Here is a 26096-nt window from a genome sequence, read left to right as displayed (position 1 = left end):
GGCCATCCTTTGCGGCAAAAACCGGGTCAAAGGGCACAAAGTCATTGCAGGCATTGAATGTTTTACTTCACATGGCACCATGACGCAGCCAACGATCACATCAGAGCGCGACGCCAGCGGCAATCAAGTGCGCATTTCTGGTGAGTTGCTCACACAATCCCTGCAAACCGTGGAGCGTGATTTTGCTGCGGTCCAACCTTGCGGGGGCAAGGTCGTTTTTGACCTGTCCGGTATCGAAGCACTGGATACGGGCGGAGCCTGGCTGGTTGCGGACCTAGGCCGGAGGTTCACGTCAATCGGTGCCACGCTGGAGTTTCAAGGCGTGAAACCCGCACATGCGACACTGATAGACACGGTGACACGCAGCATCCCGGACAAACCCGGCAAGCTTGAGGAGCCTCGCGGTTTTCTGGACTGGGTCGCTCATGTGGGTCAGGGCACATTCGGGGCCTGGAAGGATACCCTGTCGATCCTCGAATTTCTGGGCCTTACCCTGCACCGCTTGTTTCGGACCCTGGTCATGCCGTGGCGCCTGCGCAAAGCGGCCCTTGTCACACATATGGAGGAAACCGGGGTCAAAGCCCTTCCCATCGTGGCCCTGATGGGTTTTCTGATCGGTGTCGTGCTGGCCTTTCAGGGTGCGACACAATTGAAACAGTTCGGGGCCGAGATCTTTGTGGTCGAACTGATTTCGATCTCGATTCTGCGAGAGCTGGGAATTTTGCTGACCGCGATTATTGTTGCCGGCCGCTCGGGTTCGGCATTCACGGCCTCGATCGGTTCGATGAAAGTACAGGAAGAGATCGACGCCATGCGGACGCTGGGCCTTGACCCGATCGAGGTTCTTGTCATTCCACGTGTTTTGGCGTTGCTGATCATGCTGCCCATTCTTGGTTTTGTCGCAGATATGGCCGGCCTGTTCGGCGGCGCACTGATGAGCTGGATCGATCTGGGCGTAAGCCCGGGCATGTTTGTCACCCGTTTGAAGGAAAACACCGACGTCTGGCAACTTGCGGTTGGGTTGATCAAGGCACCGTTCTTTGCGCTGGTCATCGGGGTCATCGCATGCTGGCAGGCCTTGCAGGTCAAAGGGTCGGCCCAGAGTGTGGGGCAGCGTACAACCGCATCGGTTGTGCAATCCATTTTCATGGTGATTGCAATCGACGCATTGTTTTCGATTTTCTTTTCCGAAATCGGAATCTGACATGAACGACGGCACGCAACACGAAACGGAACAGATCGCATCGCAGCGTGACGCCGTGATCCGCGTTCGCGGTCTCAGGAACCAATTCGGAACGCAGGTGGTTCATGACGATCTGAACCTTGATGTCTGGCGTGGCGAGGTTCTGGGCATCGTTGGCGGGTCCGGAACCGGAAAATCCGTTTTGCTTCGTACGATTGTGGGTCTGAACAAACCAGCCGCCGGCAGGATCGAAGTGCTGGGCGTGGATGTCTTAAACGGCCCTGAAGAAGATCGCCGCAGGATCGAACGCCACTGGGGCGTGGCCTTTCAGGACGGCGCGCTGTTTTCATCGCTGACCGTATTGCAAAACGTGATGGCCCCACTTCGAGAACATACGGGCATCAGTGAAAAACTGATGGAATCGCTGGGTGCGTTGAAGATCAGCCTTGTGGGTCTGCCCCAGCTGAGTTGCGGCAAGTTTCCATCGGAACTGTCAGGCGGCATGCGAAAGCGCGCCGCGCTGGCACGGGCATTGGCGCTTGATCCCGAAATTGTTTTTCTGGATGAGCCGACCGCAGGATTGGACCCGATTGGCGCGGCTGCATATGATGAACTGATCGGCGAATTGCAGCAGGCCCTCGGGTTGACTGTTTTCATGGTCACCCATGATCTGGACAGCCTTTACGCCATCTGTGACCGAATTGCAGTGCTTGCAGAAAAACGCGTGCTGGTTGAAGGTCCGATTGAGGATATGACCAAAGTGGATCATCCTTGGGTACAGGAATACTTCACAGGCCCCCGCGCCCGCGCGGCGCAACAGAAGGGTCAGGACAGGTAAAGGCGATGGAAACCAGAGCAAATTACATCCTGATCGGCGCGTTCACCCTTGCGGGGCTGTTGGGCGTATTCGGCTTTTTCCTGTGGTTGGCGAAATTCGAAGTGACCCGCCAATACGCTTATTACGATGTATTGTTCGATAATGTCTCGGGGCTTTCGGCGGCGGGCGGGGTGAATTTCAACGGCCTTCCTGTTGGGCAGGTGATCTCTCTGAACCTGGACGAGGACGATCCCTCCAAGGTTCGCGTGCGAATAGAAGTGGATGCAGATATTCCGATCACCGAAGAAACGATCGCCCAGCTTCAATCGCTGGGTGTTACCGGCGTCGGTTACGTTGAACTTACCGGCGGGTCACCGACTGTCAAAAGGCTGCCGCAAGACAGCGTGATCAAAAGCAAGCGCAGCACCATCCAGTCATTGTTTGAAGGCGCACCAAAAGTGCTGGACGAGGCCGTTACACTTCTGGAAAGCCTGAACAAGGTCGTCGACGACAAGAACCGGCAAGCCGTGAGCAGCATTCTGGACAACCTTGCCTCTGCGACCGGCCGGCTGGACAAAACATTGACAAGCTTTGAATCCGTGGCCAGCGACATTGGCAGTGCAGCCAAGGATATTGGTGAATTTTCAAAACGTCTGGACCCTTTGATCGAAACGGCGGATACGACCCTCAAGACCGGCACGGACACGCTCAATTCGGTCAAGTCCGCGTCCGAGTCAGCCAGGGCTGCGCTGGACGAAGTGAAAACGACGATCGAAACGGCAGACCGCATCTTGCAGCAGGACGTTCGACCTTTCATCGAACGCGGGTCGCAACTGGCCGAACGGTTGACCCTCTTGTCGGATGAAGGCAGCGTCACTTTGGGGATCGTGAACGAGACCGTGTTGAACGCCAACACGACACTTGGTTCGATCACATCTGCAATGGACACGGCCAAAGGTGCGCTGTCTTCGGCGGAAACGGCCTTTGAATCAGCCAACCGCGTCATGGAAGAAGACGTGGCGCCCGTTGCGGAAGATATCCGGAAGGCGGCCAACCAGGTCACCGAAACAGTCTCGAACATCACCGGTAAGATCGATCAGATTTCAGACGATGTCCTGAGCGCTTCGAACTCTGCCTCAGAGCTGCTGGGGACAATTGACGGCATCGTTCAGACCAACCGCCGGCAGGTGTCAGACTTCCTGCGCGTGGGTCTGCCGCAATTTATCCGCTTCGTCGAAGAATCCCAACGCCTGGTAATCAGCCTCGACCGTCTGGTGGACAAGGTCGAACGTGATCCTGCGCGGTTTCTGCTGGGCACCCAAGCATCGGAGTTCCGTCAATGATCAAGCCTGCACTTGCAATTCTGACGTTTGCATTGGTCGGTGGATGTGCCGGGTTGGGCACTTTGAAACAAGCCGCGAAACCCAACGATCTGTATCTGTTGACACCCAAAAGCACGTTTTCGTCAGCGCTGCCGCGAATACAGAAACAGATCGTTGTTGAAGAACCAACGGCAACCGCCGCGGTGAACACGGATCAGATCGCCATTCAGCCCACCCCGTTTCAGGTTCAGTATTTGCCACGGGCGCGATGGGTGGATCGCGCACCCCTGATCGTTCAGACGCTGTTGATCGAAAGCTTTGAGAACTCTGGCAAAGTCGCTGCCGTCGGCCGTTCAACGGTTGGTCTGCGCGCTGATTACGTGATCGCACCGGACCTGCGCGAGTTTCAGGGCATCGTTGTCGCGGATCCCGAGAACGGAGACAAAATCCGTATCGAAGTGCGGATGAACATCAAGGTCATCGATGAATACGACGACAAGATCATCGCTTCGAATTCGTTTCAGGAAAATGTCGTTGCCGCAAGCGACCAGACATCAGATTTGATCAAAGCGTTTGATTTGGCCTTGGGGCGCGCGATGCGGGATTCCGTTGAATGGAGCATTCGCAGGATCAACACGCATGTGGCCAACAATCCCAGATCGAACCCCAGTTGAGTTAAGCCACATGTCAATACGGTGAGCGCGGGCGCAGTTCGCCCACGCCTGTTCTGGGTGAACGGTTGCTAGTAACGGATCGGGTCTCAGAAACGAGATGCCGAAGCGCGTTCCCAATCCGCCGCGAATTCCTCGGGAACCACATCTGCCAGCAACGCACCATCCTCCAGATAGGTGTAAAGCTCGCCATAGGTGCGCTCATGCTCGTCCGCCGTGCGCCGCAAAATGTCGCGTGGATGCAGCTCGGACACTTTTTCCTTTCCCATCGCACCCAAGAGTTCGCGGAAACTTTCCAGTGTTGCGTCGTGATACCGGTGAACGCGCCGCCGCTTTTGCGGGATGTTCACCGCGCGCCCGCGAACTGGATCCTGGGTGGCGACCCCGGACGGGCAACGGTTAGTGTTGCAATGCAAGGCCTGAATGCAGCCCACCGCAAACATCATCGCCCGCGCCGCATTGCACATATCCGCACCAAGCGCGAATTTCTCGACCATGTCGTATCCGGTCGCCACTTTGCCCGCACAAATGATCCGGATCTTGTCGCGCAGCCCTACGCCACGCAGGCAATTGTTTACAAAAATAAGCGCCTCGTTCAGGGGCATGCCCAGACGGTTGGTGAACTCGACCGGGGCCGCGCCGGTACCCCCTTCTGATCCGTCAATGGTGATGAAGTCCGGCAAAATTCCTGTCTCGAGCATGGCCTTGCAGATCGACATGAACTCGGACGGGTTGCCAATACACAATTTGAAGCCGACAGGTTTGCCGCCGGACATTTCGCGCAGATGCTGAACAAAATGCATCAACCCCGAAGGCCCTTCAAAGGCACTGTGAGTTGGGGGGGAAATCACATCCTGATGCTCGGGCACCCCGCGGATTTCGGCAATTTCGGCATCGACCTTGGCAGCGGGAAGAACGCCCCCATGCGCAGGTTTGGCACCTTGGGACAATTTGATTTCGATTGCCTTGACCACATCCTTTGTGGCCCTTTCGGCAAACTTGTCCTTGTCAAACCCGCCTTCCGGCGTTCGACATCCAAAATAGCCCGTCCCAATCTGCCAGATGATGTCGCCGCCTTCGGCCAGGTGGTGAGGAGACAACCCGCCTTCACCGGTATTGTGGGCAAAGCCTCCGTCCTTTGCCCCGCCGTTCAGCGCGCGGATGGCGTTGGCGCTCAGCGCGCCGAAGCTCATGGCAGAAACATTGAGACGCGAGGCGCTGTACGGCTTCGTGCATTGTGGCCCGCCCAACATGACGCGATCTTCGCTTTTGTCCACATGTTTGGGCGCAAGCGAATGATTTGCGCGGTGATATCCAACCTCGTTTATGTCGTATTGCGTTCCGAAGGCCTGCGTATCCATCTGGCCCTTGGCGCGGGAATAGACCAGCCCGCGTACGATCCGGTTGTAAGGTCGGCCGCTTTCGTTGGTTTCAACGAAATACTGTCGAATTTCCGGGCTGACGAATTCAAGCATGTACCGGAAATGCCCCAGAACCGGATAGTTGTTCAGAACATTGTGCTTGGTAGTCAAAACATCATAAAGGCCGATGACCGCGTAGGGCACCAAGATGACCAAAAGCCAATGTACGGGCGGCCAGAAGAACCCCAACAGCAACACGAGCGGCAGGCAGACATAGCTCAGAAAATAGTAGATCCTGCGTACAATCATGTTCCTGTCTCCTCGTGTTTCCGCCGGCAGTTGCGGGTTCCAACAGCACTCAACGTGAAACAGATTGATTTTTAATTGCAAGCTTTCGCGGGAATTTATCCGCCCGAAGACGAAAACGTGAAAACGCGTTACGTTGGCTCAACAGTTGAACAGGGTGTCGCCAGTGGATATGCCACGCATACCAGAAGACGACAGGCATTCACTTGACAAAGACGCATTCCCAACACCGGCGCGACCGAAAGAGCCTTATGTTTCTCGCCGTCTTTGCCGGAGGGGCGCTGGGATCGTTGTTGCGCGAAGTTTTCGCGCTGGAAATCCCCGGCCTCAGTTTCCTCACGTCGACCTTCGGCATCAACGTGGCGGCCTGTTTCGTCTTGGGGTGGCTGTATTCAATACGCCACAAGGTGCACGCGCATGTGCTGCATCTGGGCGCGGTCGGATTTTGTGGTGGGTTGTCCACCTTTTCGTCTTTCGTAGCTGATCTGGAACGTATTGCCGAAAGTGATCTTTGGGCCGTGCCGCTTGCTGTCGGGTTGGAAATCGCTTTCGGCATTGGCGCTGCCCTGGTCGGAGAGAAGCTGGGCAACCATTTTCATTCCGAGAGGTCACCGTCATGAATGACCTCTATCTGCATGCGATGTTCGGACTGGGCGGAGGCCTGGGGGCGGTCCTGCGTCATTGGCTGGCTTTGAAAGTGCGGCACGATTTGCCCTTTTCAACGTTGATCGTAAATGTACTGGGCAGCCTGCTGCTGGGGATCTGGATCGGCTATCTGGGCGGCCCTGTCGACATCCCCGAGGATCAAAGACGGCTGGTCTTTGGATTCTGCGGCGGGTTCACCACGTTTTCCAGCTTTGTCTATCAATCTCTTGAACTTCGGCGCGAGCGGACTCTGGTTCTGGCAGCTGGCAATATCCTGATCAGCCTGGCGCTGTGCTGGTTCGCCCTGTGGCTTGGGCTGACCTTGACGCGCTAATGCACATGAGCGGCAACATGTGACCCGGGCTTCGGAGCGCGACAAAAGAAAAGCAATGGAATAGTGGCCAAGGCAAGCAGACCCAGATTGTTGAACACGGTCAAATAGGAAATCATCTCGGCCTGCTTCATGATTTCCTGGCCCAGAATGGCAGCACCTTCAGCGCTGTCTGGCGCAATGCCAAGCGGGCTCAGATACGCCTGCGCTGCGGGGTTGTAGGGCGTCACATTCTGGCTGAGCACCGCCGTATTGGTCTGCAACCCGCGTACAACCCAGGTGCCGACCAGCGAGATGCCAACCGACGATCCCAATTGCCTTGTCACGTTGAACAGACCAGAGGCTTCGTCCTGCCGGCCTTTACTGATGCTCTCGAAAGCCAGTATCGACATCGGCACGAACACAAGACCCATCCCGAGGCCGCTGATGGCCCCCGGCCAAGCGAGCTCCCAAAAACCGGCATTGAGGTTGATGGCCCCCATCATGAAATTCCCGACCGCCGTCAGCAACAGACCGATGCCCGCCAGCAGGCGCGGATCAAAGCGGTTTACCAGAACTGCGCCGGTCAGAACCATGGACAGCCCTGCGGTCAGGCCACGCGGAATGAACAGATGACCCGACGCGATGACTGGGAAATCCAGCAGACTTTGAACCAGCGTCGGCAAAATCGCGATGCCCCCGAACAGAGACACGGCAAAACCCGCGATGATCAGATTGCACAGGGCAAAGTTTCGATCTGCGAACAGACGCAGGTCCACAACCGAAATGCGAGAGGTCAACGCGTGAAAAATGAATCCCAACGCCCCGAGAATTGCTGCGATCACGGCCACCTGGATGACGCGGGACGACATCCAGTCCAGTGTCTCGCCTTGATCCAGGACGAATTGAAGGCACCCGATTCCAAGAGCCAGCAGAGCAAGGCCTTTCCAATCGATCTGAACCTCCTCGGTTTTGTCTTCCGGCAATTCTCCGGCCAGCAGAAGCAGTGCAAGGGCCGCCACGGGAACGTTGACAAAGAAGACCATCCGCCAGGAAAAATATTCGGTCAGGATCGCACCGACCGTTGGCCCCAGAACCGGCGCCACCACGACGCCCAGACCGAAGATGGCCATTGCCTGTCCGCGCTTTTCCCGCGGGAAGGCATCGAACAGAATGGACTGGGACAAAGGGATCAGGAAAGCGCCGAACATGCCCTGAGCCAGCCGAAAGGCAACGATGACCTCAAGGCTCCAGGACATACCGCACATCATCGACATGACGGCAAAACCAGTCACCGCCGTCAGGATCAACCGTCGTCGGCCCACGCGTCGGGCGACGAACCCTGTCAACGGCATGATGACCACCGCGGAAACGATATAGCTGGTCAGAATCCATGTCGCCTGATCCGTGGTCGCCCCGAATGCGGCCTGGATATGCGGCAACGCCACATTGACAATCGTACTGTCCAAGACTTCCAGAATGGCGCTGAGAACAACGGCGATCACGATCACCATGTTCACATGGCTGGACGCCGCAGGGGTCATTTGCCGTCCACCGGACCTGTTGTATCTACGACAACTTTGCTGCTGCCTCCGACACGCAAGGGCGCATCGGTCGGGTCAAGCTCGATCCGAACCGGAAATCGCCGGGTGACCTTGACCCAATTCCCGCTCGCGTTTTCCGAGGGCAACAAGGAAAACGTGTCCCCGGACCCTCGCCCGATTGACGCCACCTTACCTGTAAGCGTCGTCCCAGGGAGCATATCGACACGTATCGTGACTGGCTGCCCCGGACGAATGCGCGTCAATGCGGTTTCTTTGAAGTTCGCGTCCACCCACCAATCGGACGATTCGACAATCGAAAATTGCGGGGCATTGGCGGACACCGAGGATCCGGGGCGAAGGGTCAGATTGGCGATCCATCCGTCGGCCGCGGCATGGATCTTGGTCCAGGCAAGGTTGGTTTCCGCTATTTCAAGCTGTGCACGCGCAGACAGGATATCATCCTGTTTCGCCTGCAACCCACTTTTCAGTGCCAAAAGGCTGGACTGGCTCGTCGTCAACCTAGCAGAGGCTTGGGCGAAATCCGAGGCCGTCTGATCCAGCGATGCCTGTGCGACATCGCCTGATGCAAACAGGGCTTTCGCACGTTCAAAACTCTTCAATGCAGTATCGTAGGCCGATTGGGCGCTGTCCACCGAAGCCTCTGCCGCCGCAATCTGTGTGGAATAGGATTTGGCCTGTTGTATCGCACTGTCCAGATTGGCTTTGGCTGCATCCACCGAAGCCTTGAATTGAGTGTCGTCGATCGTGAAAAGCAGATCGCCGTTTTTCACGGGCTGGTTTTCTATCACATGTACATCGGCCACCTGCCCTGTCACCTGCGCAGCGACATAAATGATGTTCGCGCCCAGATATGCATCCTGAGTGGACGGGTAGCGCTCTTCGTGCCTCCAGAACAGAACAAGACCGACTGTAATTGCTGCAAGTATCAAAGCCACGGCTGCGATTTTGAGTGGCTTCATTTTCGTATCCCTTTCTGCACACGACCCATGAGCATCACATCACATGCATGTGCATTCGTATTGCCAGATTGCCCAGCACCCAGACCGTTCCAAAAATCATGATCAACAGAACCATCGTGGAAAACAGAACCAGATGCAGGTCTTCACGACTGCTGCGCCGGCGATCGATGTGCAGGAAATAAACAAGTTGCAGAACAAGTTGGGCCAGACCCAGCAATCCAATTGTCAGGTAAACACCGGGGGTTTCGATCCCAAACAGATGGGCCACGCCGAAGGTCGCAAAAGTCAACAGCAGCGAACCACCGTATCCGATCACATAGCGCCGACGCTCGCGACGGTGCATTTCAGAGCGCTTATCCATAGGTCAGACCTCCGAAATAAACGATGGTGATGATCCCGATCCAGATCAGGTCCAGAAAATGCCAGAACAGTGCCAACCGCACCACACGCGAGATAATGACGTCCGTCATCCCTTTCACGCGCAGCTGAATACCCAGAACGATCAGCCACAGGCACCCTGCGGCGACGTGCAGACCATGCAGCGGAACAAGTCCGAAGAAGGCCGACAAGAAACCGCTGCGCTGCGGAATGCCACCTTGTTCCGCCATGGCCATGAAATCACGCACCTCCAGCACCAGGAAGCTGATGCCCAGAAAAAGCGTGACGCCAAACCACAAGACAATGCGAGCGCGCGACAGATTGTATTTCAGCGCCAGCATGGCAAGGCCAACCGTCAGGCTGCTTGTCAACAGGATGAGCGTCTGCGCAAAGACGCTTTTGAGATCAAACAGCTCGTGCGGGCCGGGACCACCGGCCTGAGCATCGATCATCGTGATGTAAATCGCAAACATCAGGCCGAAATAGACCAGGTCGCTCATCAAAAAGACCCAGAACCCGAAGGTGACGACCTCGGTCGCCTTGTGAGCACTCGCGTGACGTTCCCCCAGGTTGATACCCGGATAGCTGTGGGTGGGCGCGCGCTTCATGTCACCGCCTCCAGATCAGGGCGGGCGAGGCCGCGATTTTCCGGAGACGTCTCGAAATCGCGATCCACCGCCTTTTCACCGTGAACCAGTGCGAGCCAGGCTTCGTGATCCTTGCGCACTTCTTCCGCCGGTATGGTCAGCTCGGTACTGTCGTCGAACGTCCATACGATCACCGCCAGGATCATCAGAACCGTCATCAATGCAGCCAACCACCAGATCCACCAGACCAGCGCGAACATCCAGATACCACTCATGACACACAGAACGAAACCAATGCCTGTATTGCGCGGCAAATCGATATCTTCATAGGCGTCGGGCGTTGGGTAGGCTGCCCCCTTTTCCTTTGCTGCCGCAAAATCATCCCGGTCCGTAACGGTTGGGATGATCGCAAAGTTGTACGGCGGCGGCGGCGACGGGATAGACCATTCCAACGTCCGCCCATCCCATGGATCTCCAACGGGAACGCGGGTCTTTTCGCGGTCGCGAATGCTGACCCAAAGTTGGATCAGAACCGAGAGCAACGCGCAGGTAATCACCAGCGCCCCGACGATCGCCACCATCATGAAGGGATGGAAAGATGGGTCACCATAGCTGAAAGAACGGCGCGGCATCCCCATCAGCCCGACGAAATAAAGCGGCATGAAGGTCAGCAAAAAACCTATCGTCCAGAGGGCGACGGTCACACGGCCCCAGAATTCGTTCAGGCGAAAGCCGAAAGCCTTTGGAAACCAGTAGTTATAGGCGGCCAACAGCCCAAACAGCACACCCGGCAACAGTACGTTGTGGAAGTGGGCCACCAGGAACAATGTATTGTGCACCTGATAATCCACGGTCGGATTGGCCAGGATCACCCCGCTCAGGCCGCCAATCACGAACAACATCAAAAATGCCAATCCGTACAGCATCGGCACCGAGAACCGGATGCGCCCCCGCCACAAAGTCGCCATCCAGTCATAGACTTTTACACCGGTGGGAATGGCGATCAGCATCGTTGCGATACCAAAAACAGCGTTGATCAGGGCGCTCTGCCCCATGGTGAAGAAGTGGTGCAGCCAGACGGTAAACGACAAAACCGCGATAGACATCGTAGCGATGACGAGCGAGTTGTAGCCGTAGAGCCTCTTGGCCGAAAAAGTCGCAAAAACTTCGGAGTAGATGCCGTAAGCGGGCAGAACCAGCAGGTAAACCTCGGGGTGGCCGAACAGCCAGAACAGATTGGCGTAGTTCATCATATTGCCGCCGAGGTCATTGGTGAAAAAGTGGAAGTCCAAATAGCGGTCCGCAGCCAGCAAAAGCGCCGCGACGCCCAACGGCGGCATGGCAAAGACGATCAGGATCGAACTGCATATGATGGTCCAGCAATACATCGGCAGCCGCATGAAGGTCATGCCCGGCGCGCGCATCTTGTAGATCGTAACGGCAAAATTGATACCGGTAAGCGTCGTGCCGACGCCCGAAACAACGATCGCCCAGATCCAGTAGTCCGGCCCAACGCCGGGATTGAAGGCGGCCCCGGTATAAGGTGGGTACGCCGTCCAGCCGCCGGTCGAGAACCGCCCCACGACCAGCGAAACCATAAGCATCATGCCGGAGGACACCGTCAGGCCCAGACTGATCTGGTTCAAGCGTGGGAACGCCACATCCCGCGCCCCGATCATCAGCGGGACGACATAGTTCGCGATGCCAAAGACAAAGGGCACCGCGACAAAGAAAATCATGATCGTGCCATGGGTACTGAACAGCTCGGCGAAATGTTCGGCTTCCAGGAATCCGTCGCCCGGGCCGGCAGCCTGCTGCGCGCGCATGACAACGCCTTCCAACACGCCGCGCGCCAGCATGACGATGGCAAAGACGACATACATGATCCCTATCTTCTTGTGATCAACACTGGTCAGCCAATCGCGCCAGAGGGGCGTCCACAACCGAAACCAGCTGAGCAGGCTGACCACGACGACAACGCCAACCAAGACGATTGCGGCCGCGGCGTTGGCAACGATCTCATTCGCGTTCGGGTTCTGGATCAACCCTGTGATCGGAAGCGCATCCCAGTTGAGGCGGCCGAGGAATCCTGAATAGGACGGCGTCATTGCTGCACCTCCTGCCCGAAGGATGCCGTTCCCGGCTGTTGATCCACCGGCAGTGCTTTGCCGCTGTGATAGCGGTGCAGGATCGTTTGAAACAAATCTTGTTCCATCGTGAAGTACAGCGCGTCCTTTGGCATCTTGTCGGTGCCCAGCGCCGCCTGCACCTCATCCCTGTCTGTCCGCATCGCGAGCATCTGATACGTTTCCGGGTCCAGTCGGATACCATTTTCGCGGACTTTCTGGGCCCAGCTTTCAAATTCATCACTGTGCATGGCAACGGTACGAAATTTCTGTTTGGTAAAACCCCGCCCGTTGTACTGCGTGTTCTCGCCTTGCATGACCTCGGGGACGTCCGCGACCAGATGCAGTTGCGTGGTCATTCCCGGCATCGCGTAAATCTGGCCTGCCAGCGCAGGGATCATGAAGGATTGCATGACGGTATCGGTGGTCAGAGTCATGGCCACTTGCCTTTTGGTGGGAATGCCGAACTCGCCCACACTGGCGATACCAAGATCGGGATAGATGAACAGCCACTTCCAATCCAGCCCGACAACCTGCACGCGCAAGGCCGGATCTTCACCAAACGCCGACGCGTACGGATCAAGCCGATGGGTGGCCTTCCAAAGGTAGAACGACAGGAGCGCCACAATCACAACGGGCACACCCCACATGAGGAATTCCAGTTTCGCGGAAAAATCCCAATCCGGTCGGTAAGCTGCGTGGCTGTTCCTTCGGCGGCGATAACGAAACGCGATCAACGGCACCAGTATCAGCACAGGGATAACAGCCACCATGATCAAAGCGGTCGCCCGCAGCAGATGCGTTTTCTGGATGGCGGCAATGGGTCCTTGCGGATCCATAAAACTGTCGCTGGCGGCAACCATTTGCGGCATCGACACAAACAGGATCAACGCCATCGCGAGCCGAGGGACTGGATTGGGCGTTTTTACATGTGCCATGACTGACTGCCCTTTCCTCAAACAAATTTTATTCGACTATCGACAAGTGCGTGAATTTTCTCAAGAGTTTTTCAAACCACAAATTGCCCAAGTCTAACCCAATTCAACTTCGGGTATATAGAACCAAGGATGCGCGGTATCTTACCGTTGACTTGCAATCCCAACCGGGACAGACAAAATGAAGATGCGTATTCTGGTATTCTCTTTCGGGTTGATCCTGCTCTTTCAGCCCTCATTGGCGCAGGATCGTGCGGCGATCGAACGCCAGTTTCAGTCGTGGTTGCAGGAAACCGTTTGGCCCCGGGCAAAGGCCAAAGGTGTGACACGCGAGACGATGCAAGCAGCCCTCTCCGACGTGACCCTTGACTGGAAATTGCCGGATCTGGTGCCACCGGGAAGCACGCGCATAACTCCCAAGGTTCAGAAACAGGCCGAGTTTGGCTCACCCGGTCGCTATTTCAATCCGGGGTCGGTGCAAGGCGCAACATCGGCAGGACGTAGAATGGCACGGCGCCATGCCGCAACTCTGGCGGCGGTCGAAGACGAAACCGGCGTTCCTGCCCGCATTATTCTGGCGATCTGGGGAAGAGAGAGCGGATACGGACAGGTTCCGATCCGGCATGATGCTTTCAGGGTACTGTCGACCAAGGCCTTCATGAGCACCCGTGCAGACTATTTCACAACCGAATTTGTTGCCGCCCTGCAAATCGCAGAGGCAGGGCACCAGCCCGCCCGGCAAATGAAAAGCAGTTGGGCTGGCGCTTTGGGTCAGCCTCAGTTCATGCCGTCCAACTACTTGTCTTATGCTGTCGACGGCAACGGCGACGGGGCGGCTGATATTTGGGGGTCACCCGAAGATACGATTGCTTCAATCGGAAACTACCTCATGAAGCACGGTTGGGTCACCGCACGGGACTGGGGATTCGAGGTTTTCGTACCCCAAAATGTCTCTTGCGCTTTGGAAGGCCCTGATCAGGGGCGACCTATTCAGGACTGGGTTGAGATGGGGGTACGTCGCGTCTCGGGCAACCCCTTTCCGGCCCATGAGCTGCGTGGTGACGGGTATTTGATGATGCCCGCAGGACGACATGGTCCGGCTTTTCTGGTTACGCCAAACTTCTACGTTCTAAAGGAATACAACAAAAGCGACCTGTATGCCTTGTTTGTCGGCCATGTTGGCGACCGTATTCAATACGGAATTGGCGATTTCAATGGCGCTTGGGGAAAGGTCGGCGGGCTGTACAGATCCGATATTGCCAAGATGCAGCAGGCGTTGGAACAAAAAGGACATGATGTCGGAGGAGTCGATGGACTGCCGGGGTTCAAAACGCGTCGTTCGATAGGTCGATGGCAAGAGACCGTGGGCATCGAACAGACCTGCTTTCCGGATGCGCTGATGAAAACAAGCCTGGCCCCGTGAGGCAAACCAAGGTGTCCAGCCGACTCTGACATCCGGCCTGCTCATCGATCCAATGTGCAACAATCAGGCGTTCCCAGAACCTATCTATGGAACCGCGTGACAATTGTTGCCCATTCGAGAACAGAATTTGAAAGGGCAAATCAAAAACTCGGATGCGTTGAACAAGGCGGTCAGCCGCCCTTTTGCCAAGGAAGATACTCTGTCCGTCTGCACCCTTTGACGAGGCTTGTCCTACAGGCAGTTTGCTTCCGAAAAGAGGGTTGTGGGCGACTTTGGGCGGGTTGCGGTTTTCCGCATGGGAAAACCACGCAAAAATAACATGATACGCGGCGCGGCAACCCGGTCGGGTCGGTTCGTGGAACGCCATGATCTGCAAGACACGTCGCGAAGAACAAGCCTACGAATTTTTTCTTGATGGACCGGTGGTGATGTGTCCCGCTCTACACTGTGCAGTCAGCCAATGATCCAAGCGCGTCGTACATAAAGATTATATTGATACCGCATCAGACCGGGCTTTTGACTCCTCCTTGGCAAGGTGGCACGATTTGACTGATAGCAGCCTGATCCATCAGGCATCATTGATTGACAGGGTATTGCAGCCTATGAGGACATTCCGGACATTTCCTGCACTGCTGGCAAAACTTGATAATTGAGAGGCACCATGACACGCAAAGTTACCAAAGCGGTTTTTCCAGTAGCGGGCATGGGAACGCGTTTTTTGCCAGCAACCAAATCCGTTCCGAAAGAAATCATGACGCTGGTGGATCGTCCGCTGGTGCAATATGCAATTGACGAGGCCCGTGCAGCCGGGATCAAGGAGTTCATTTTTGTAACGTCGCGCGGGAAATCCGCGCTGGAAGATTATTTCGATCACAACCTGGTGCTGGAGCAGGAGTTGAGAGCCAAAGGCAAAAACAAGCTTCTGGACGTGCTGAACAAAACGAATATGGAAAGCGGCGCGATCGCTTATATCCGCCAGCACAAAGCTCTGGGGCTGGGACACGCGGTCTGGTGCGCCCGGCGGCTGATCGGCGACGAACCATTTGCCGTCATGCTGCCTGACGATGTCATCGCCGCCGACAAACCCTGTCTGCAACAGATGATCGAGGCCTACGAAGAAACCGGTGGCAATATGGTCGCAGCGATGGAAGTTCCGAGGGAAAAGACAAGCTCTTACGGCATGCTCGATGTTGGCGACAATATCGGGTCTGTCGTCCCCACCAGAGGCATGGTTGAAAAGCCTGACCCATCAGAGGCACCATCCAATCTGGCGGTCATCGGCCGGTATGTGCTTCGGCCGTCCGTTTTGAACAACCTCAACGCAAAAAAAACCGGAAGCGGCGGCGAAATCCAGCTGACCGACGCCATCGCCCAGGACATTGCCGCCGGAGTGCCGGCCTACGGTTATAAATTCGATGGTCAGCGTTTTGATTGCGGTTCAAAATCAGGCTTTTTGCAAGCCACCGTTGCTTTTGCTCTTGCCCGCGAAGACCTGCGCGATGATCTGAGCCAATATCTGAATGACATTGTCGCCACGGGGAAAGCTGCTCAGTAGTCACAGATTGTTTTACTTGACTAAAAACAAGGCACGTGCGTGACCAGTACAGTCTAACCCGTCATTCTTTGCGGAGGCTCGGGAACACGTTTGTGGCCCCTGTCACGCAAAAGCTATCCCAAGCAATTCGTTCCTCTGGTCGGCGAAACAAGCCTGTTGCAGAATTGCGCGGAACGGATGCTCGGTCCTTCTCAGGCACCGTAAGCAAAGCCACTTGTTCTGACCAACGAGGCTTTTCGCTTTATTGTCCCGGAACAATTGATGGCCGTCGGAATTGACCCCGGGCCAATTCTGATCGAGCCCGAAGGTCGAAACACCGCCCCCGCTGTTCTTGCCGCAGCCTTGTATCTGGCGGCGCGAGATTCCGATGGCATCATGCTGGTGGCGCCGTCTGATCACGTGGTTCCGGACATGGACGCCTTTCATCAAGCCGTTGCCGAAGGCGTACGGGCAATAAGTGAACGGCGCGATCTGGTAACTTTCGGCATCACTCCGACGCACCCGGAAACCGGATACGGCTATCTCAAACTCCGCCATCCGCCGGATACGACCCATGAGGCTGTCCCATTGGATCTTTTTGTGGAAAAACCTGACCGCAAAACGGCCGAGGCGATGCTGTCGGATGGCAGCTATCTTTGGAACTCGGGGATCTTCCTGTTTGCAGTTCGCGATATCCTGGCAGCCTTTGAACAGCACGAGAGCGAACTGATCCCGCTGGTTCAAAAGGCCGTTGCCGAGGCAAAAACGGATTTGGGATTTCTTCGACTGGACCCAGCGGCATGGGCGGGTGTGGAAGACATTTCAATAGACTACGCAGTGATGGAAAAGGCCCTGAACCTGAGCGTGGTGCCTTATTCCGCTGGCTGGTCCGATGTCGGAAGCTGGACCGCGGTTCAAGAGCTGTCGAACCCCGATGAAGACGGTGTGGCGACCAACGGAGAAGTAACGGCAATCGACTGCCGCAATGCACTGATACGGTCCGAGTCGCCGGCGCAGGAAGTCGTGGCAATGGGTCTTGAAAACGTAATCGCCGTTGCGATGCCCGATGCGGTTTTGGTCGCGAGCATGGACAAGGCCCAGGACGTGAAACAGGCCGTTGCAGCGCTGAAGGCCAAGGGGGCGAAGCAGGCAGAATCCCTGCCGGTGGATCATCGTCCGTGGGGCTGGTTCGAAAGCCTTGTGATCGGAGATAGGATTCAGGTCAAACGCATCCATGTTCATCCTGGCGCGTCGCTCAGCCTGCAATCTCACCATCATCGTTCCGAGCATTGGATCGTGGTTGAAGGCACGGCCAAGGTCACCATCGATGATCAGGAGCGTTTGGTAACCGAAAACCAATCCGTCTATATCCCACTGGGAGCGACACACCGAATGGAAAACCCCGGGAAAGTTCCCATGGTTTTGATCGAAGTTCAGACTGGCACCTATCTGGGTGAAGACGACATCATCCGATACGACGACATTTACGCCCGCGATTGATTCTCGGGCATTGCTCTGCACGGAAACACCCATCGGCGGGTTCCCCGCAGACATCAGAATCTTACCAAAATCTTCCCTGGGCGGTCGGCCCGGTCAGACAGGATTGACGCGCTTTGCGGCAGGGTAGCGCGCAACCGAAGCTTCGGACCGACACCACAGGAGGACCCCCCGTGTCACAAACATCCCCCCGATTGAACCTGCCCTTGCTGCAACCGGCACAAGCGCAAAAACACGTTACCCACAACGAAGCCCTGAGACAGCTCGATCTGGTCGTGCAACTCTCGGTACGGTCAACAGAATCCGCGACACCTCCTGTTGTCCCCGAGCAAGGCGAAGTTCATGCCCTTGGAGCCAACCCGACCGGGGACTGGACAGGACATGCCGGTGAACTTGCCGCCTGGCTGGACAACGCCTGGCATTTCGTGACCCCCGACATTGGCTGGCGCGCCTGGGATGAAGCGGCCGGAGATCTGAAATACTGGACAGGAACAGCCTGGGCCCCCCTGCCTGTCAGCACTCAGAACCTGGACGGAGTCGGGGTTGCGACCAATTCAGACAGTACGAACCGTTTGTCCGTTCGCAGCCCGGCGACCTTGCTGAGCCACGAAGGCGGCGGGCATCAGCTGAAGATCAACAAAGCCAGCGCAGATGATACCGCGTCGCTGTTGTTCCAATCGAACTGGACAGGTCACGCGGAAATGGGACTGTCTGGCACAACCGGATTTTCCATAAAAGTGTCTCCTGACGGCGGCAACTGGACTGAAGCGATGACCTTTGATCCTGTAGCCGGAACTGTTTCGGGGGCAGCTGTTCAGGCCAACGCCAGCGACACGACTTCGGGCCGACTGATGCGCGCCGACTATGGATACGGCCCTGGAAACCTTCTTGGAACAGTGACGGAAAACGCGGGTGTTCCGACCGGCGCTGTCATTGAGCGCGGCAGCAACGCCAACGGAGATTATGTGCGGTTTGCCGACGGCACTCAGATCTGTACGGCCATGCTTGCGCCCTTGGCCTGCACGACTGCTGAGGGTGCTCTTTTCAAAAGCGGCCCAATAACCTGGGATTTTCCGGCTGACTTTTCGACGCCCCCGAACCTGAACGGTACCGGAGGCGTTGCAACCCGTTTTACCGGGTTTGATACACCTTCGTCTTCCCAATCGACATTCATTGTCTTCTCGGTGATCTCGGATGCGGCAGCCTTGGCGCCATCCGTCACAGCCATTGGTCGCTGGTTCTGACAGGCAGGGCCGCCTGGATACCGGATCAGGCGGCCAATCCGGCAGCAGATCGGTTGCGACCCGTTCCGCTTTTACCCGCGCCACCAGATTTGCAGCCCTTCATCACGCCGAAAAGCAGGATGGTTGCTGGAACTCCTGCTCGCGGAACGCAGCAAACAATTTGTAAAAAGGAAGTTTGCACCGACCAAACACGCACGCCTCCCCGACTGACGTCTCGCACCAAGTCGAAGCCGAAGACAATACTCGTTTACAATCAATCAGAATCGGTAGGTCGCCCCGATCACCGGCCCGGACTGATGGAACTCGAAATCATTGCCGCCGATCTCATGGTCGAAGGCGATATAGCGATATCCGCCACGGATCACCCATCTGTCATTGATGGAATAATCCGCCGTCAAAAGAACCTGCCACGTTTCGCTGTCACTGCGGAAGCCGCCATAATCAACGAACCCGGTTCCCGTCCATTTGTCGGAAAAAACGTAACGTATTCTTGCGCCAATGACCGGGTCTACCCAATCGTCGTCAACAACGGTCGTGCGCCCAGGTGCCGAAGCGGACGTTAGTGTGAAATTGGTTTCGGTACTGAACCATCTGAAACCACCGGCAATGTCCAGTTGAACGGAAGGATCTTCATAGACCCGATAGGCCACGTACCCACTTAGGAACTGGGTGGTGAATGATGTGTCGAGAGTGGATCCAGACGGACCGGCACCACTGTTGCTGAAGGATAGATTTGTATAATTGTAGTCAGCAAGCAGGCTCCAACGCCCATTGGATGCCGCAAACGCGCCCATAAAGGCGAAATCCAGGTTGCTCAGAGCGTCAGAAAAACTCAACGTGCCGTCCAATGTCCCTGACGGGGTTTCGATAGACGTTTCCGTTTCAGGCATGAAAAGGTAAATCGTCGCTTCATAGGACCAATCGCTTTGCTGCGCGGAAGCGGTTGTGCCAAACGCCGCAACCAAGGCCAAACCCGCGCCTCTTATTGCCAATTCTGTTTTCATCTCGTCCCTCCAATATTTCAGATGTAATTCAGCTTTTTGGTGATCCAGAACAGGATTTCCGCCAACACACTGATTGCGCCCGCCTTGTCCGTAATTACCAGCGCCGTGCCGGAAGTCCCGAATGGAAAATCTTCGATATTGATCTGGTCCGGAACTTCGATCAGCACCGGATAGCTGGACACGCCAGCCAGATCGCGCAGTGAAGGAAGGCCCGTGCGCGAGTCAACAACGCCCTCTGCCGTTCCTACGGGCAACGATATGACGGTCCCAGGTATTTCGCCGCCCGGCTGGATTCGCAGCGCAAGGCGGATCTGGTCGCCGACGGAAACGTTCATGCGACTTGATTGGGGCAAACTTGCGATCAGATGGCGGTCATCGGGGACAACAAAAGAGATCGCCCCCTGTGCGATAGATACACGATTTCCGGGACGCAGAGAAACGGCGGTGACAAAGCCGTCTTCCGGCGCGCGCACGACTGTTTGCTCCAAATTCCAAAGCGCCTGCGCCAAAGCCTGCTCAGCCTCGACCACGCCGGCATCAATGCCGTCGATCTTGGCGGCAATCCGCCGCTCCAGACCGGCTTTGCGCGCCTCGGCCGCGCGCAGGCTTGCGGACAATTGATCGATGGCAGACACGGCTTCCTGCAACTGGAAGGTCGTCGATGCCCCCCGCTTCTCAAGATCGACAATGTCGTCACGGCGCTGGACGCCAAAGGTCAATTGCGCGGTGAGGGATTCAATGTCGGCTTCCGCCGCTGCCAGGTCGGACTGTAACTGATCTGCCGCAGAACGCGCAGTTTCAAGACTGGCTGTCAGCCGGGCGACTTCGATCCGAAAGGGTGTATCGTCAATCCGGAACAGCGGGTCCCCTTTCGCAACCCGCTCGTTGGGGCGAACCGAAACGTCAACAACAGTACCTGACACATTGGGGGCAATGTTGGTGGCAACACCCTGCACCGAAACAGGCCCTGTCGGTGTGGTGTGGTTGAGGGCACCGATTACAACCAGAGCAATGATTGCGGCACCCCCATAGACGACAGATTTCCAGAACCGGTTCCATGGAAGCAGCCCCAGCTTGGAAAACACCACCCAGATCACTCCGAAATAGAGACCTAAGACAATAAGCATATGTTTACTCCATTGCGCAGAGCTGCTGATACCAGCGGGGCGCAATATTTGTTTCGGATGCGGCTAAGAAGTACGCCAACGCTTGCCCTATTTGCGTGTCGATTTCGCGGCCGCGCATTTCTGTTGACGCGCGCGGCCTTGTTTCATTGTTGCGCCGCAGATCGTTTGACCATGAAAGCCTCAACTGCCTGTTGCGTTTCCGGCCGCAGGTTTTCAATTCCTTCATACGGCATTCCTGTGGCCGGGCCAGTATCGGGGAACAGCTCTTTTCTCGCCATGTGGCGTCCCAGAATGCGGACGAACTCCTGCCCGCCCCAAGCACCAACTTCGGTCGAAACCGGGTACTTTTCGTGCGTGTCGCGCATCACATCAAAGAAATCTGCAATGATCGCGTTTTGACCCGGCCCGGGCAGGTTGAGCTTCAGTTTGTCCTTGACGACCGCCTTTGGGGTACTCACCGAATATATAATCACGTGATCACGCCGACCTTTGCTTTCATCTTGAAACAGGATCGAGGCAGATTGATCCACGCCATCAATCAACCGGTCTCGGGGAATATGCTGAACCGCGCCGCCGAATCTAGCCAGCGTCGTATAAAGATCAGACACATGAATAATGTTGTTGATCATGCTGTCTGGTTCAATCAGACCCGGCCACCTTATGAAAGCGTCCACGCGAACCCCGCCCTCGGTCGTATCGCCTTTGCCTCCGCGAAAGACCATTGGCGTAAAACCAGATGCCGGTGAATACTTGGTGAAGTGGCCGTTGTCGCCCATCAACACGACAATCGTATTATCCGCCACGCCAAGCTCGTCCATGCGCGTGAAGATTTCGCCCAAATACGTGTCCAGCTCTTGCAGTTTGTCGGCGTACAGACCTCCATTGACGCTTTCCGGTCCGTCACGCCCGGCCCGCGTGTTGTCCAGCGGGATCATCGGCCAATACTGTAGGAAGAAAGGCTCAGTACCGCCGGCCAAGCGTTCCAGTTCACTCAGGGTTTTGTCCTGAAATGCTTGGTTCATCTCATCATATTTGGCTGCGTTCCAACGCTCACCCGGCTCCATTCGGATCTCACGAACAGGTCCGCCGGCATTTCCTTCGATCACCGTGGCCATGGCCGATGCATCGGGGCGGAACCAGTCGTCGATCGTGTAATCGTCGACAAAATCTGCGATACCAACCGAAACCTGCTCGCGGATTGCATCGTCATTGAAAATCGTCAACTGGCCCTGTTGATGAACGGCGTGCTGCGCATAGTCGAACCCCTGGTTCATTGCCCAGCTCTCGGCAATGTCACCCATGTGCCACTTCCCGACATGCGAGGTTGCATATCCTTCGGCCTTCAATACCTCGGCAAGCGTTACTTCCTCTCCGGGCAGACCGAAACCGGCGATGTCGACGGTCGTATCACCCATTCCGATCCGAACCGGCAGACGACCGGTCGTCTGGGCCACACGTGTCGGGGTGCAGGATGGCTCTGTATACATGCGCACCATGCGCATCGCTTCGTCAGAAAAATCGTTGATGTTTGGGGTACTGATGCCGCGTACCGCGTTCAATTCCGGGATACCCATATCCCCAAAACCGATGTCATCGACCAGAATACTGATGATGTTCGGGGGGTTGCCACCGTTCTCGTCTCGAAATGCCGCGAGAGCCTGATCAACGGCTGTATCGTCCTGCTCCCAGGCATCCTTGTTCTGGGCCTGAAGAATATAGAATTCGGAATCATGCGCAATGGGTGCATCCTGCGCGTAGGCAGGCGCGCTGATCGCCAGAGAACCCAGCAAAAACAACTTGAGATCCATTTCTTTAGGTTTCCTTTTTCCTTGGGTTTTCTTCTCGGTCCAGACCCTGTGCGATAAGATCGTGGGCGACACTGGAAAGCGTCTGACCGGTTAAATCCGCAAGACGAGTGAGTTTGTGGCGCTGTGAGGGTGTAAGAAGGGTCACGATCCGTTCCGACCGCACTTCTGCTTTCGGAAGCGGAGGGCGACCACGTTTGGGCGCGGCAAGCGGATCGGGCAATTTCATTTGAACATATTCCTATGTTTCGACTAAGCTTTTCATGCAAACTACAGGGGAGATATTTTGCACCGCATCAAAAAATCGACAAAACTAGACTTGGCCCCGCCCGAAGCACCCCGGTTTTTTGCGGCCACTTTCCGTGATCCGAACCAGATCGCCGCAATATCCAAATGGGATATGGATTTCCGTCAGATCGAAGACGGCGAAATGCAGGCTGATTTCAAGGTCAGATCCGGCCCGCTTATTTCCGTTATGAAGTTTGGTTTCTCGCGGCGTGTGCACCAGATCGGCGCGTCTCCGAAAGACCACATCACATTTGGCATCCCTACCCATTCAAGACTGACGGACTGGAACGGTACCAGCATCGAAACGCCACCGTTTCTGTCCTTCGGCAGCGGCGATGAGTTCGACTGTATCAGCGACAGCGGGTTCGGCGGATATACGATGACCGTTGAAACTGAGAATGCGATGAAAATAGGCGAGAAGCTGGGGATCGCAGTCTCTGATACAGAATTCGGGGCATTTTTGTTACCTGCAACGCCACCTGATCGCTCGGCTGCGCTTTTGAACGACATTCAGACTTTGTTGGCGAACCCAAATTCGTCAGAACAGGGCGAAACCCATTTGATCGAAGAGATACTGCGGATCGCTTTGGGGGGCGGAGCGGATCGCAGGGAACCGCGGATAAACCGAAAAGCTCTGGCACTTGCTGCGGCCATTGATCGGATGACGGCGACCCCGGACGAAAACGTCCCCATCAGCGAGATCTGCGGGGATATCAGTGTGTCATTGCGCACATTGGAACGCGCGTTCAACGAAAAATTCGGTATCGGCCCAAAGGCCTATTACACAAGGCTCCGCCTTAACAGGGTTCGCAGCCTGCTTGCAGAACAAGGCAAAGATCTGTCAATTTCTGACGCCGCAAACCGATATGGCTTTTGGCATATCGGGCAGTTCTCACAAGATTACAAAAAGTGTTTCGGCGAATTGCCATCGGCCACTGTCGATTGAAAACACTTGGCTTTGTGCTGTTTATGACCATGGCCTTTCATCGAAGCAAATCCGAAACCGCGCAAAAGCTCAGCAGGTCAGGCTCGGGCCGCATTCCATTTCAGGCACATGCGCCGTCATGATTCACAAAATCTTGCTCAACTCGCAACTTCGCCGCTGTTCAAAAACCGCTTATGCGATCTATCAGCCAGTACATTGACACTGAGCCGATCCCATACGCGGTCAAGACCGTGGCATGTTTGCCAACCGGAAGCGCGATCAGCCGCCAGGTTGCCATCAGAAGAGCCAAGGCGGCAATAAAACTCAGCTGCCCGGCTTCGACACCGAGGTTGAAGGCCAGCAATGCCGCGGGAATATCGTTAGGGGGCAACCCGATATCAGCCAATGCCCCTGCAAAACCTAGGCCGTGCAAAAGCCCGAACCCGAAGCAAACGATCCAGGGTTTCTGTTTTGAAAGCCGGAACCGTCTTTCGCCGCCTTTGACGATCTCCATCGCCAAAAAAACGATGGACAACGCGATAACAGCCTCGACCGGTGGTCCGGGAACATTCAAAACGCCCATCGTTGCCAGCGCCAAGGTTATTGAATGCGCAAGTGTGAACGCTGTTACTGCTCCGACAAGTTTCCATGGATCGCGGACCAGAACAAACAGCGCGAAGACAAACAGAAGGTGATCCCAACCTTCCAATATGTGTTCAAACCCCAACCGGGAATATGCGGCAAACACTGACCATGTCGACTGTTCAGAAGGTATGATTTGGACATTGATATCCGGTGTAAAACGAAGCGTAGTAGGTTGAGCATCCTGGGGATGCACACGCGCCAGCACGTCGTTTCTCTGAGTCTCAAGGCCCTCAATGGCAATGGATTGGCCCGCGATACCCGCCTGGCATTCGACGACCCAGGACGAAACCCACCCTCGACCGTCGGATATGGGATCCGGGCCACGCGCCGGAGTGCAGCCATCTGGCAAAATTGCGTCAATCGCCATCGGTTGGCCATTCACGTCGGGCTTTCGCCAATGAACGCTCCAAGTGTCAGAGGCAATCTGACGAATTTCCAGATATCCAGGATCAAGCGCGTGCGCAGCAGCGAAATTTGCAGGCCACACAAACAGCAGCGCAAACAGGAAGCAGATCAAGGTTCTCATTTGGCCGGGCCAGAAAGATCGGGGGCCACAATCTCGTATTTTTCGGCCAAAGACTGATATTGCGCTTGCGCCAGATCTTCACTCATCGCGCGGCGCCAGTCCCGCAGCACCGTATTGTGAATTTCAGCAAGTGGCGGTGTTCGGCTGGGCTCGACAGCAACGACCTCGACAAGGTGGATACCGTAACCTGACCGGATCGGACCCGTCCACTGACCTGTTTCGACCTCTGTGATGCTTTTTGAAAACCCTCCTCCAAAGACCGACTCGACAACCCGCGTCGCGGACAACGGCATTGACGCCGGCAGCAAGGTCGAACCGCCCAGATCGGGAATGTCCTGCTTGGCGCGCAGGCTGGCCAGGGCTTTCTCGATTTCGGCCTCTCCGGGCTCCTCTCCAAGAAAGACCTGATTAAAGGCCACCATGACGGGCGTTGCATAGCGTTCCGCGTTTTCCTGAAGAAAAACCTCCAGATCTTCGTCATTCGGAACGATGGAAGTGGCAATGGCTTCGGTCAGATAATCCATTTTTTGGCTCAGCCGGGTCCTTATCAAGGGATCTCCGCGATCCAGACCAAGTTGTCTTGCCTCCCGGACCAGAACCTCTTCACGAATGGATGCGTCGACCAAAGCCTTCAGTTCCGTATCGCTTGGAGGGCGTTTCCACTGCGCTTCGAAACGAGCAGACAAAAGCGCAACGTCATCCTCGTCGAGTGTTATTTTCTCAAGATCTTCAACGCTCTCGCCTTCCGGCGCTACAATATGGAACCAAACAAAAATTGCCGCTCCAATCAAAAAAAAATGGAGCAGAGGTTCTTTCAGTACTCGCATCAAGCCTCCTGCGTGAAACGTGGCCAGATTGTTTGTTCAGATGTTGGCGTCATCGGGTCGGGTTTTGCATGATGATGCCCTCCGCG

Annotated in this window: 23 protein-coding genes and 1 pseudogene; 11 read left to right on the top strand and 13 right to left on the bottom strand. The window is 55.9% G+C overall.

What is annotated here, in order from left to right:
• Positions 1-79: 79 nt before the first annotated feature.
• Genes GS614_RS11330 through GS614_RS11315 form a run of 4 tightly spaced genes read left to right on the top strand, consistent with a single transcriptional unit; the run spans position 80 to position 3996 of the window.
• A complete protein-coding gene (locus GS614_RS11330; protein WP_171331473.1) occupies positions 80-1204 on the top strand; it encodes an MlaE family lipid ABC transporter permease subunit in 1125 nt (374 codons plus the stop codon).
• 1 nt (position 1205) lies between these two features.
• A complete protein-coding gene (locus GS614_RS11325; RefSeq protein WP_171726314.1) occupies positions 1206-2021 on the top strand; it encodes an ABC transporter ATP-binding protein in 816 nt (271 codons plus the stop codon).
• Positions 2022-2026: 5 nt separating this feature from the next.
• Positions 2027-3343, top strand: coding sequence for an MlaD family protein (locus GS614_RS11320; RefSeq protein WP_171726313.1), 1317 nt, complete (start codon positions 2027-2029; stop codon positions 3341-3343).
• Positions 3340-3996 (top strand): ABC-type transport auxiliary lipoprotein family protein, encoded by a 657-nt coding sequence (locus GS614_RS11315; RefSeq protein ID WP_171117998.1) that lies wholly within the window; start codon positions 3340-3342, stop codon positions 3994-3996. Before GS614_RS11320 ends, GS614_RS11315 begins: the two co-directional genes overlap by 4 nt.
• Before the next feature lie 86 nt (positions 3997-4082).
• Here GS614_RS11315 and GS614_RS11310 read toward each other — a convergent pair whose 3' ends face one another.
• Complete coding sequence (locus tag GS614_RS11310) at positions 4083-5663, bottom strand: FMN-binding glutamate synthase family protein (protein WP_171726312.1); 1581 nt, start codon at positions 5661-5663, stop codon at positions 4083-4085.
• Between the two features lie 248 nt (positions 5664-5911).
• Here GS614_RS11310 and GS614_RS11305 point away from each other — a divergent pair, with 248 nt between their 5' ends.
• Complete coding sequence (locus GS614_RS11305) at positions 5912-6280, top strand: CrcB family protein (RefSeq protein ID WP_152460497.1); 369 nt, start codon at positions 5912-5914, stop codon at positions 6278-6280.
• A complete protein-coding gene (locus GS614_RS11300; RefSeq protein WP_171726311.1) occupies positions 6277-6639 on the top strand; it encodes a CrcB family protein in 363 nt (120 codons plus the stop codon). The genes GS614_RS11305 and GS614_RS11300 overlap by 4 nt, the downstream gene beginning before the upstream one ends.
• On the opposite strand, the gene GS614_RS11295 is transcribed toward GS614_RS11300, so the two are convergent.
• The 6 genes from GS614_RS11295 to GS614_RS11270 are packed head-to-tail and all read right to left on the bottom strand — an operon-like array spanning position 6636 to position 13168.
• Positions 6636-8159, bottom strand: a complete 1524-nt coding sequence (locus GS614_RS11295) for a DHA2 family efflux MFS transporter permease subunit (protein ID WP_171726310.1) — start codon at positions 8157-8159, stop codon at positions 6636-6638. The two genes, GS614_RS11300 and GS614_RS11295, sit on opposite strands and share 4 nt — an antisense overlap.
• Positions 8156-9139 carry an HlyD family secretion protein gene (locus GS614_RS11290; protein ID WP_171726309.1) on the bottom strand — a complete coding sequence of 328 codons (984 nt, stop codon included), beginning with the start codon at positions 9137-9139 and terminating at the stop codon, positions 8156-8158. The genes GS614_RS11295 and GS614_RS11290 overlap by 4 nt, the downstream gene beginning before the upstream one ends.
• Positions 9140-9173: 34 nt before the next feature.
• Positions 9174-9500 carry a cytochrome o ubiquinol/quinol oxidase subunit IV gene (locus GS614_RS11285; RefSeq protein WP_224856200.1) on the bottom strand — a complete coding sequence of 109 codons (327 nt, stop codon included), beginning with the start codon at positions 9498-9500 and terminating at the stop codon, positions 9174-9176.
• Entirely contained in the window at positions 9493-10125 is a 633-nt protein-coding gene (locus GS614_RS11280) for a cytochrome c oxidase subunit 3 (RefSeq protein WP_171118007.1), read from the bottom strand. Before GS614_RS11280 ends, GS614_RS11285 begins: the two co-directional genes overlap by 8 nt.
• Entirely contained in the window at positions 10122-12212 is a 2091-nt protein-coding gene (locus GS614_RS11275) for a cbb3-type cytochrome c oxidase subunit I (protein ID WP_171726308.1), read from the bottom strand. Before GS614_RS11275 ends, GS614_RS11280 begins: the two co-directional genes overlap by 4 nt.
• Positions 12209-13168: a cytochrome ubiquinol oxidase subunit II gene (locus GS614_RS11270; RefSeq protein ID WP_253285340.1), complete on the bottom strand. Its 960-nt coding sequence runs from the start codon at positions 13166-13168 to the stop codon at positions 12209-12211. Before GS614_RS11270 ends, GS614_RS11275 begins: the two co-directional genes overlap by 4 nt.
• Positions 13169-13346: 178 nt before the next feature.
• On the opposite strand from GS614_RS11270, the gene GS614_RS11265 reads away from it, so the two are divergent.
• The 4 genes and pseudogenes from GS614_RS11265 (at position 13347) to GS614_RS11250 (ending at position 18863) form a co-directional block, all read left to right on the top strand.
• Positions 13347-14588, top strand: coding sequence for a lytic murein transglycosylase (locus GS614_RS11265; protein ID WP_171726307.1), 1242 nt, complete (start codon positions 13347-13349; stop codon positions 14586-14588).
• A gap of 661 nt (positions 14589-15249) precedes the next feature.
• Positions 15250-16143, top strand: a complete 894-nt coding sequence (locus GS614_RS11260; RefSeq protein WP_171726306.1) for a UTP--glucose-1-phosphate uridylyltransferase — start codon at positions 15250-15252, stop codon at positions 16141-16143.
• A 63-nt stretch (positions 16144-16206) separates the two neighbouring features.
• Positions 16207-17622 (top strand): annotated as a pseudogene (locus tag GS614_RS11255) (mannose-1-phosphate guanylyltransferase/mannose-6-phosphate isomerase).
• Between the two features lie 170 nt (positions 17623-17792).
• Positions 17793-18863, top strand: a complete 1071-nt coding sequence (locus GS614_RS11250; protein WP_171726305.1) for a DUF2793 domain-containing protein — start codon at positions 17793-17795, stop codon at positions 18861-18863.
• Between the two features lie 257 nt (positions 18864-19120).
• On the opposite strand, the gene GS614_RS11245 is transcribed toward GS614_RS11250, so the two are convergent.
• The 4 genes from GS614_RS11245 to GS614_RS11230 form a co-directional block, all read right to left on the bottom strand.
• The gene (locus GS614_RS11245; protein WP_253285339.1) at positions 19121-19867 is read right to left on the bottom strand and encodes an outer membrane protein; all 747 of its coding nucleotides are present in this window, start codon (positions 19865-19867) and stop codon (positions 19121-19123) included.
• A gap of 17 nt (positions 19868-19884) precedes the next feature.
• Positions 19885-20994, bottom strand: coding sequence for an HlyD family secretion protein (locus GS614_RS11240; RefSeq protein WP_171118017.1), 1110 nt, complete (start codon positions 20992-20994; stop codon positions 19885-19887).
• 143 nt (positions 20995-21137) lie between these two features.
• Positions 21138-22802, bottom strand: coding sequence for a sulfatase-like hydrolase/transferase (locus GS614_RS11235; RefSeq protein ID WP_171726304.1), 1665 nt, complete (start codon positions 22800-22802; stop codon positions 21138-21140).
• A 4-nt stretch (positions 22803-22806) separates the two neighbouring features.
• Positions 22807-23028 (bottom strand): hypothetical protein, encoded by a 222-nt coding sequence (locus GS614_RS11230; RefSeq protein ID WP_171118020.1) that lies wholly within the window; start codon positions 23026-23028, stop codon positions 22807-22809.
• Between the two features lie 57 nt (positions 23029-23085).
• Here GS614_RS11230 and GS614_RS11225 point away from each other — a divergent pair, with 57 nt between their 5' ends.
• Entirely contained in the window at positions 23086-24033 is a 948-nt protein-coding gene (locus GS614_RS11225; protein ID WP_216601151.1) for a helix-turn-helix domain-containing protein, read from the top strand.
• Between the two features lie 160 nt (positions 24034-24193).
• On the opposite strand, the gene GS614_RS11220 is transcribed toward GS614_RS11225, so the two are convergent.
• Both GS614_RS11220 and GS614_RS11215 read right to left on the bottom strand, forming a co-directional pair.
• Positions 24194-25183, bottom strand: a complete 990-nt coding sequence (locus tag GS614_RS11220; RefSeq protein WP_171726302.1) for a HupE/UreJ family protein — start codon at positions 25181-25183, stop codon at positions 24194-24196.
• A complete protein-coding gene (locus GS614_RS11215; RefSeq protein WP_171726301.1) occupies positions 25180-26010 on the bottom strand; it encodes a peptidyl-prolyl cis-trans isomerase in 831 nt (276 codons plus the stop codon). Before GS614_RS11215 ends, GS614_RS11220 begins: the two co-directional genes overlap by 4 nt.
• Positions 26011-26096: the final 86 nt, after the last annotated feature.

This window comes from Ruegeria sp. HKCCD6604 (genome assembly GCF_013110635.1).
Lineage (GTDB): Bacteria > Pseudomonadota > Alphaproteobacteria > Rhodobacterales > Rhodobacteraceae > Ruegeria.
This window is presented reverse-complemented; position numbering and strand designations above follow the sequence as displayed.

Excerpts from the sequence above, each read along its gene's own strand:
- GS614_RS11315 (WP_171117998.1), top strand. The coding sequence starts at position 3,340 with ATGATCAAGCCTGCACTTGCAATTCTGACGTTTGCATTGGTCGGTGGA.
- GS614_RS11220 (WP_171726302.1), bottom strand. The coding sequence starts at position 25,183 with ATGAGAACCTTGATCTGCTTCCTGTTTGCGCTGCTGTTTGTGTGGCCT.
- GS614_RS11295 (WP_171726310.1), bottom strand. The coding sequence starts at position 8,159 with ATGACCCCTGCGGCGTCCAGCCATGTGAACATGGTGATCGTGATCGCC.
- GS614_RS11275 (WP_171726308.1), bottom strand. The coding sequence starts at position 12,212 with ATGACGCCGTCCTATTCAGGATTCCTCGGCCGCCTCAACTGGGATGCG.
- GS614_RS11270 (WP_253285340.1), bottom strand. The coding sequence starts at position 13,168 with ATGGCACATGTAAAAACGCCCAATCCAGTCCCTCGGCTCGCGATGGCG.
- GS614_RS11285 (WP_224856200.1), bottom strand. The coding sequence starts at position 9,500 with ATGGATAAGCGCTCTGAAATGCACCGTCGCGAGCGTCGGCGCTATGTG.
- GS614_RS11305 (WP_152460497.1), top strand. The coding sequence starts at position 5,912 with ATGTTTCTCGCCGTCTTTGCCGGAGGGGCGCTGGGATCGTTGTTGCGC.
- GS614_RS11235 (WP_171726304.1), bottom strand. The coding sequence starts at position 22,802 with ATGGATCTCAAGTTGTTTTTGCTGGGTTCTCTGGCGATCAGCGCGCCT.
- GS614_RS11215 (WP_171726301.1), bottom strand. The coding sequence starts at position 26,010 with ATGCGAGTACTGAAAGAACCTCTGCTCCATTTTTTTTTGATTGGAGCG.
- GS614_RS11260 (WP_171726306.1), top strand. The coding sequence starts at position 15,250 with ATGACACGCAAAGTTACCAAAGCGGTTTTTCCAGTAGCGGGCATGGGA.
- GS614_RS11330 (WP_171331473.1), top strand. The coding sequence starts at position 80 with ATGACGCAGCCAACGATCACATCAGAGCGCGACGCCAGCGGCAATCAA.
- GS614_RS11290 (WP_171726309.1), bottom strand. The coding sequence starts at position 9,139 with ATGAAGCCACTCAAAATCGCAGCCGTGGCTTTGATACTTGCAGCAATT.
- GS614_RS11325 (WP_171726314.1), top strand. The coding sequence starts at position 1,206 with ATGAACGACGGCACGCAACACGAAACGGAACAGATCGCATCGCAGCGT.
- GS614_RS11280 (WP_171118007.1), bottom strand. The coding sequence starts at position 10,125 with ATGAAGCGCGCGCCCACCCACAGCTATCCGGGTATCAACCTGGGGGAA.
- GS614_RS11245 (WP_253285339.1), bottom strand. The coding sequence starts at position 19,867 with ATGAAAACAGAATTGGCAATAAGAGGCGCGGGTTTGGCCTTGGTTGCG.
- GS614_RS11320 (WP_171726313.1), top strand. The coding sequence starts at position 2,027 with ATGGAAACCAGAGCAAATTACATCCTGATCGGCGCGTTCACCCTTGCG.
- GS614_RS11240 (WP_171118017.1), bottom strand. The coding sequence starts at position 20,994 with ATGCTTATTGTCTTAGGTCTCTATTTCGGAGTGATCTGGGTGGTGTTT.
- GS614_RS11300 (WP_171726311.1), top strand. The coding sequence starts at position 6,277 with ATGAATGACCTCTATCTGCATGCGATGTTCGGACTGGGCGGAGGCCTG.
- GS614_RS11310 (WP_171726312.1), bottom strand. The coding sequence starts at position 5,663 with ATGATTGTACGCAGGATCTACTATTTTCTGAGCTATGTCTGCCTGCCG.
- GS614_RS11230 (WP_171118020.1), bottom strand. The coding sequence starts at position 23,028 with ATGAAATTGCCCGATCCGCTTGCCGCGCCCAAACGTGGTCGCCCTCCG.
- GS614_RS11265 (WP_171726307.1), top strand. The coding sequence starts at position 13,347 with ATGAAGATGCGTATTCTGGTATTCTCTTTCGGGTTGATCCTGCTCTTT.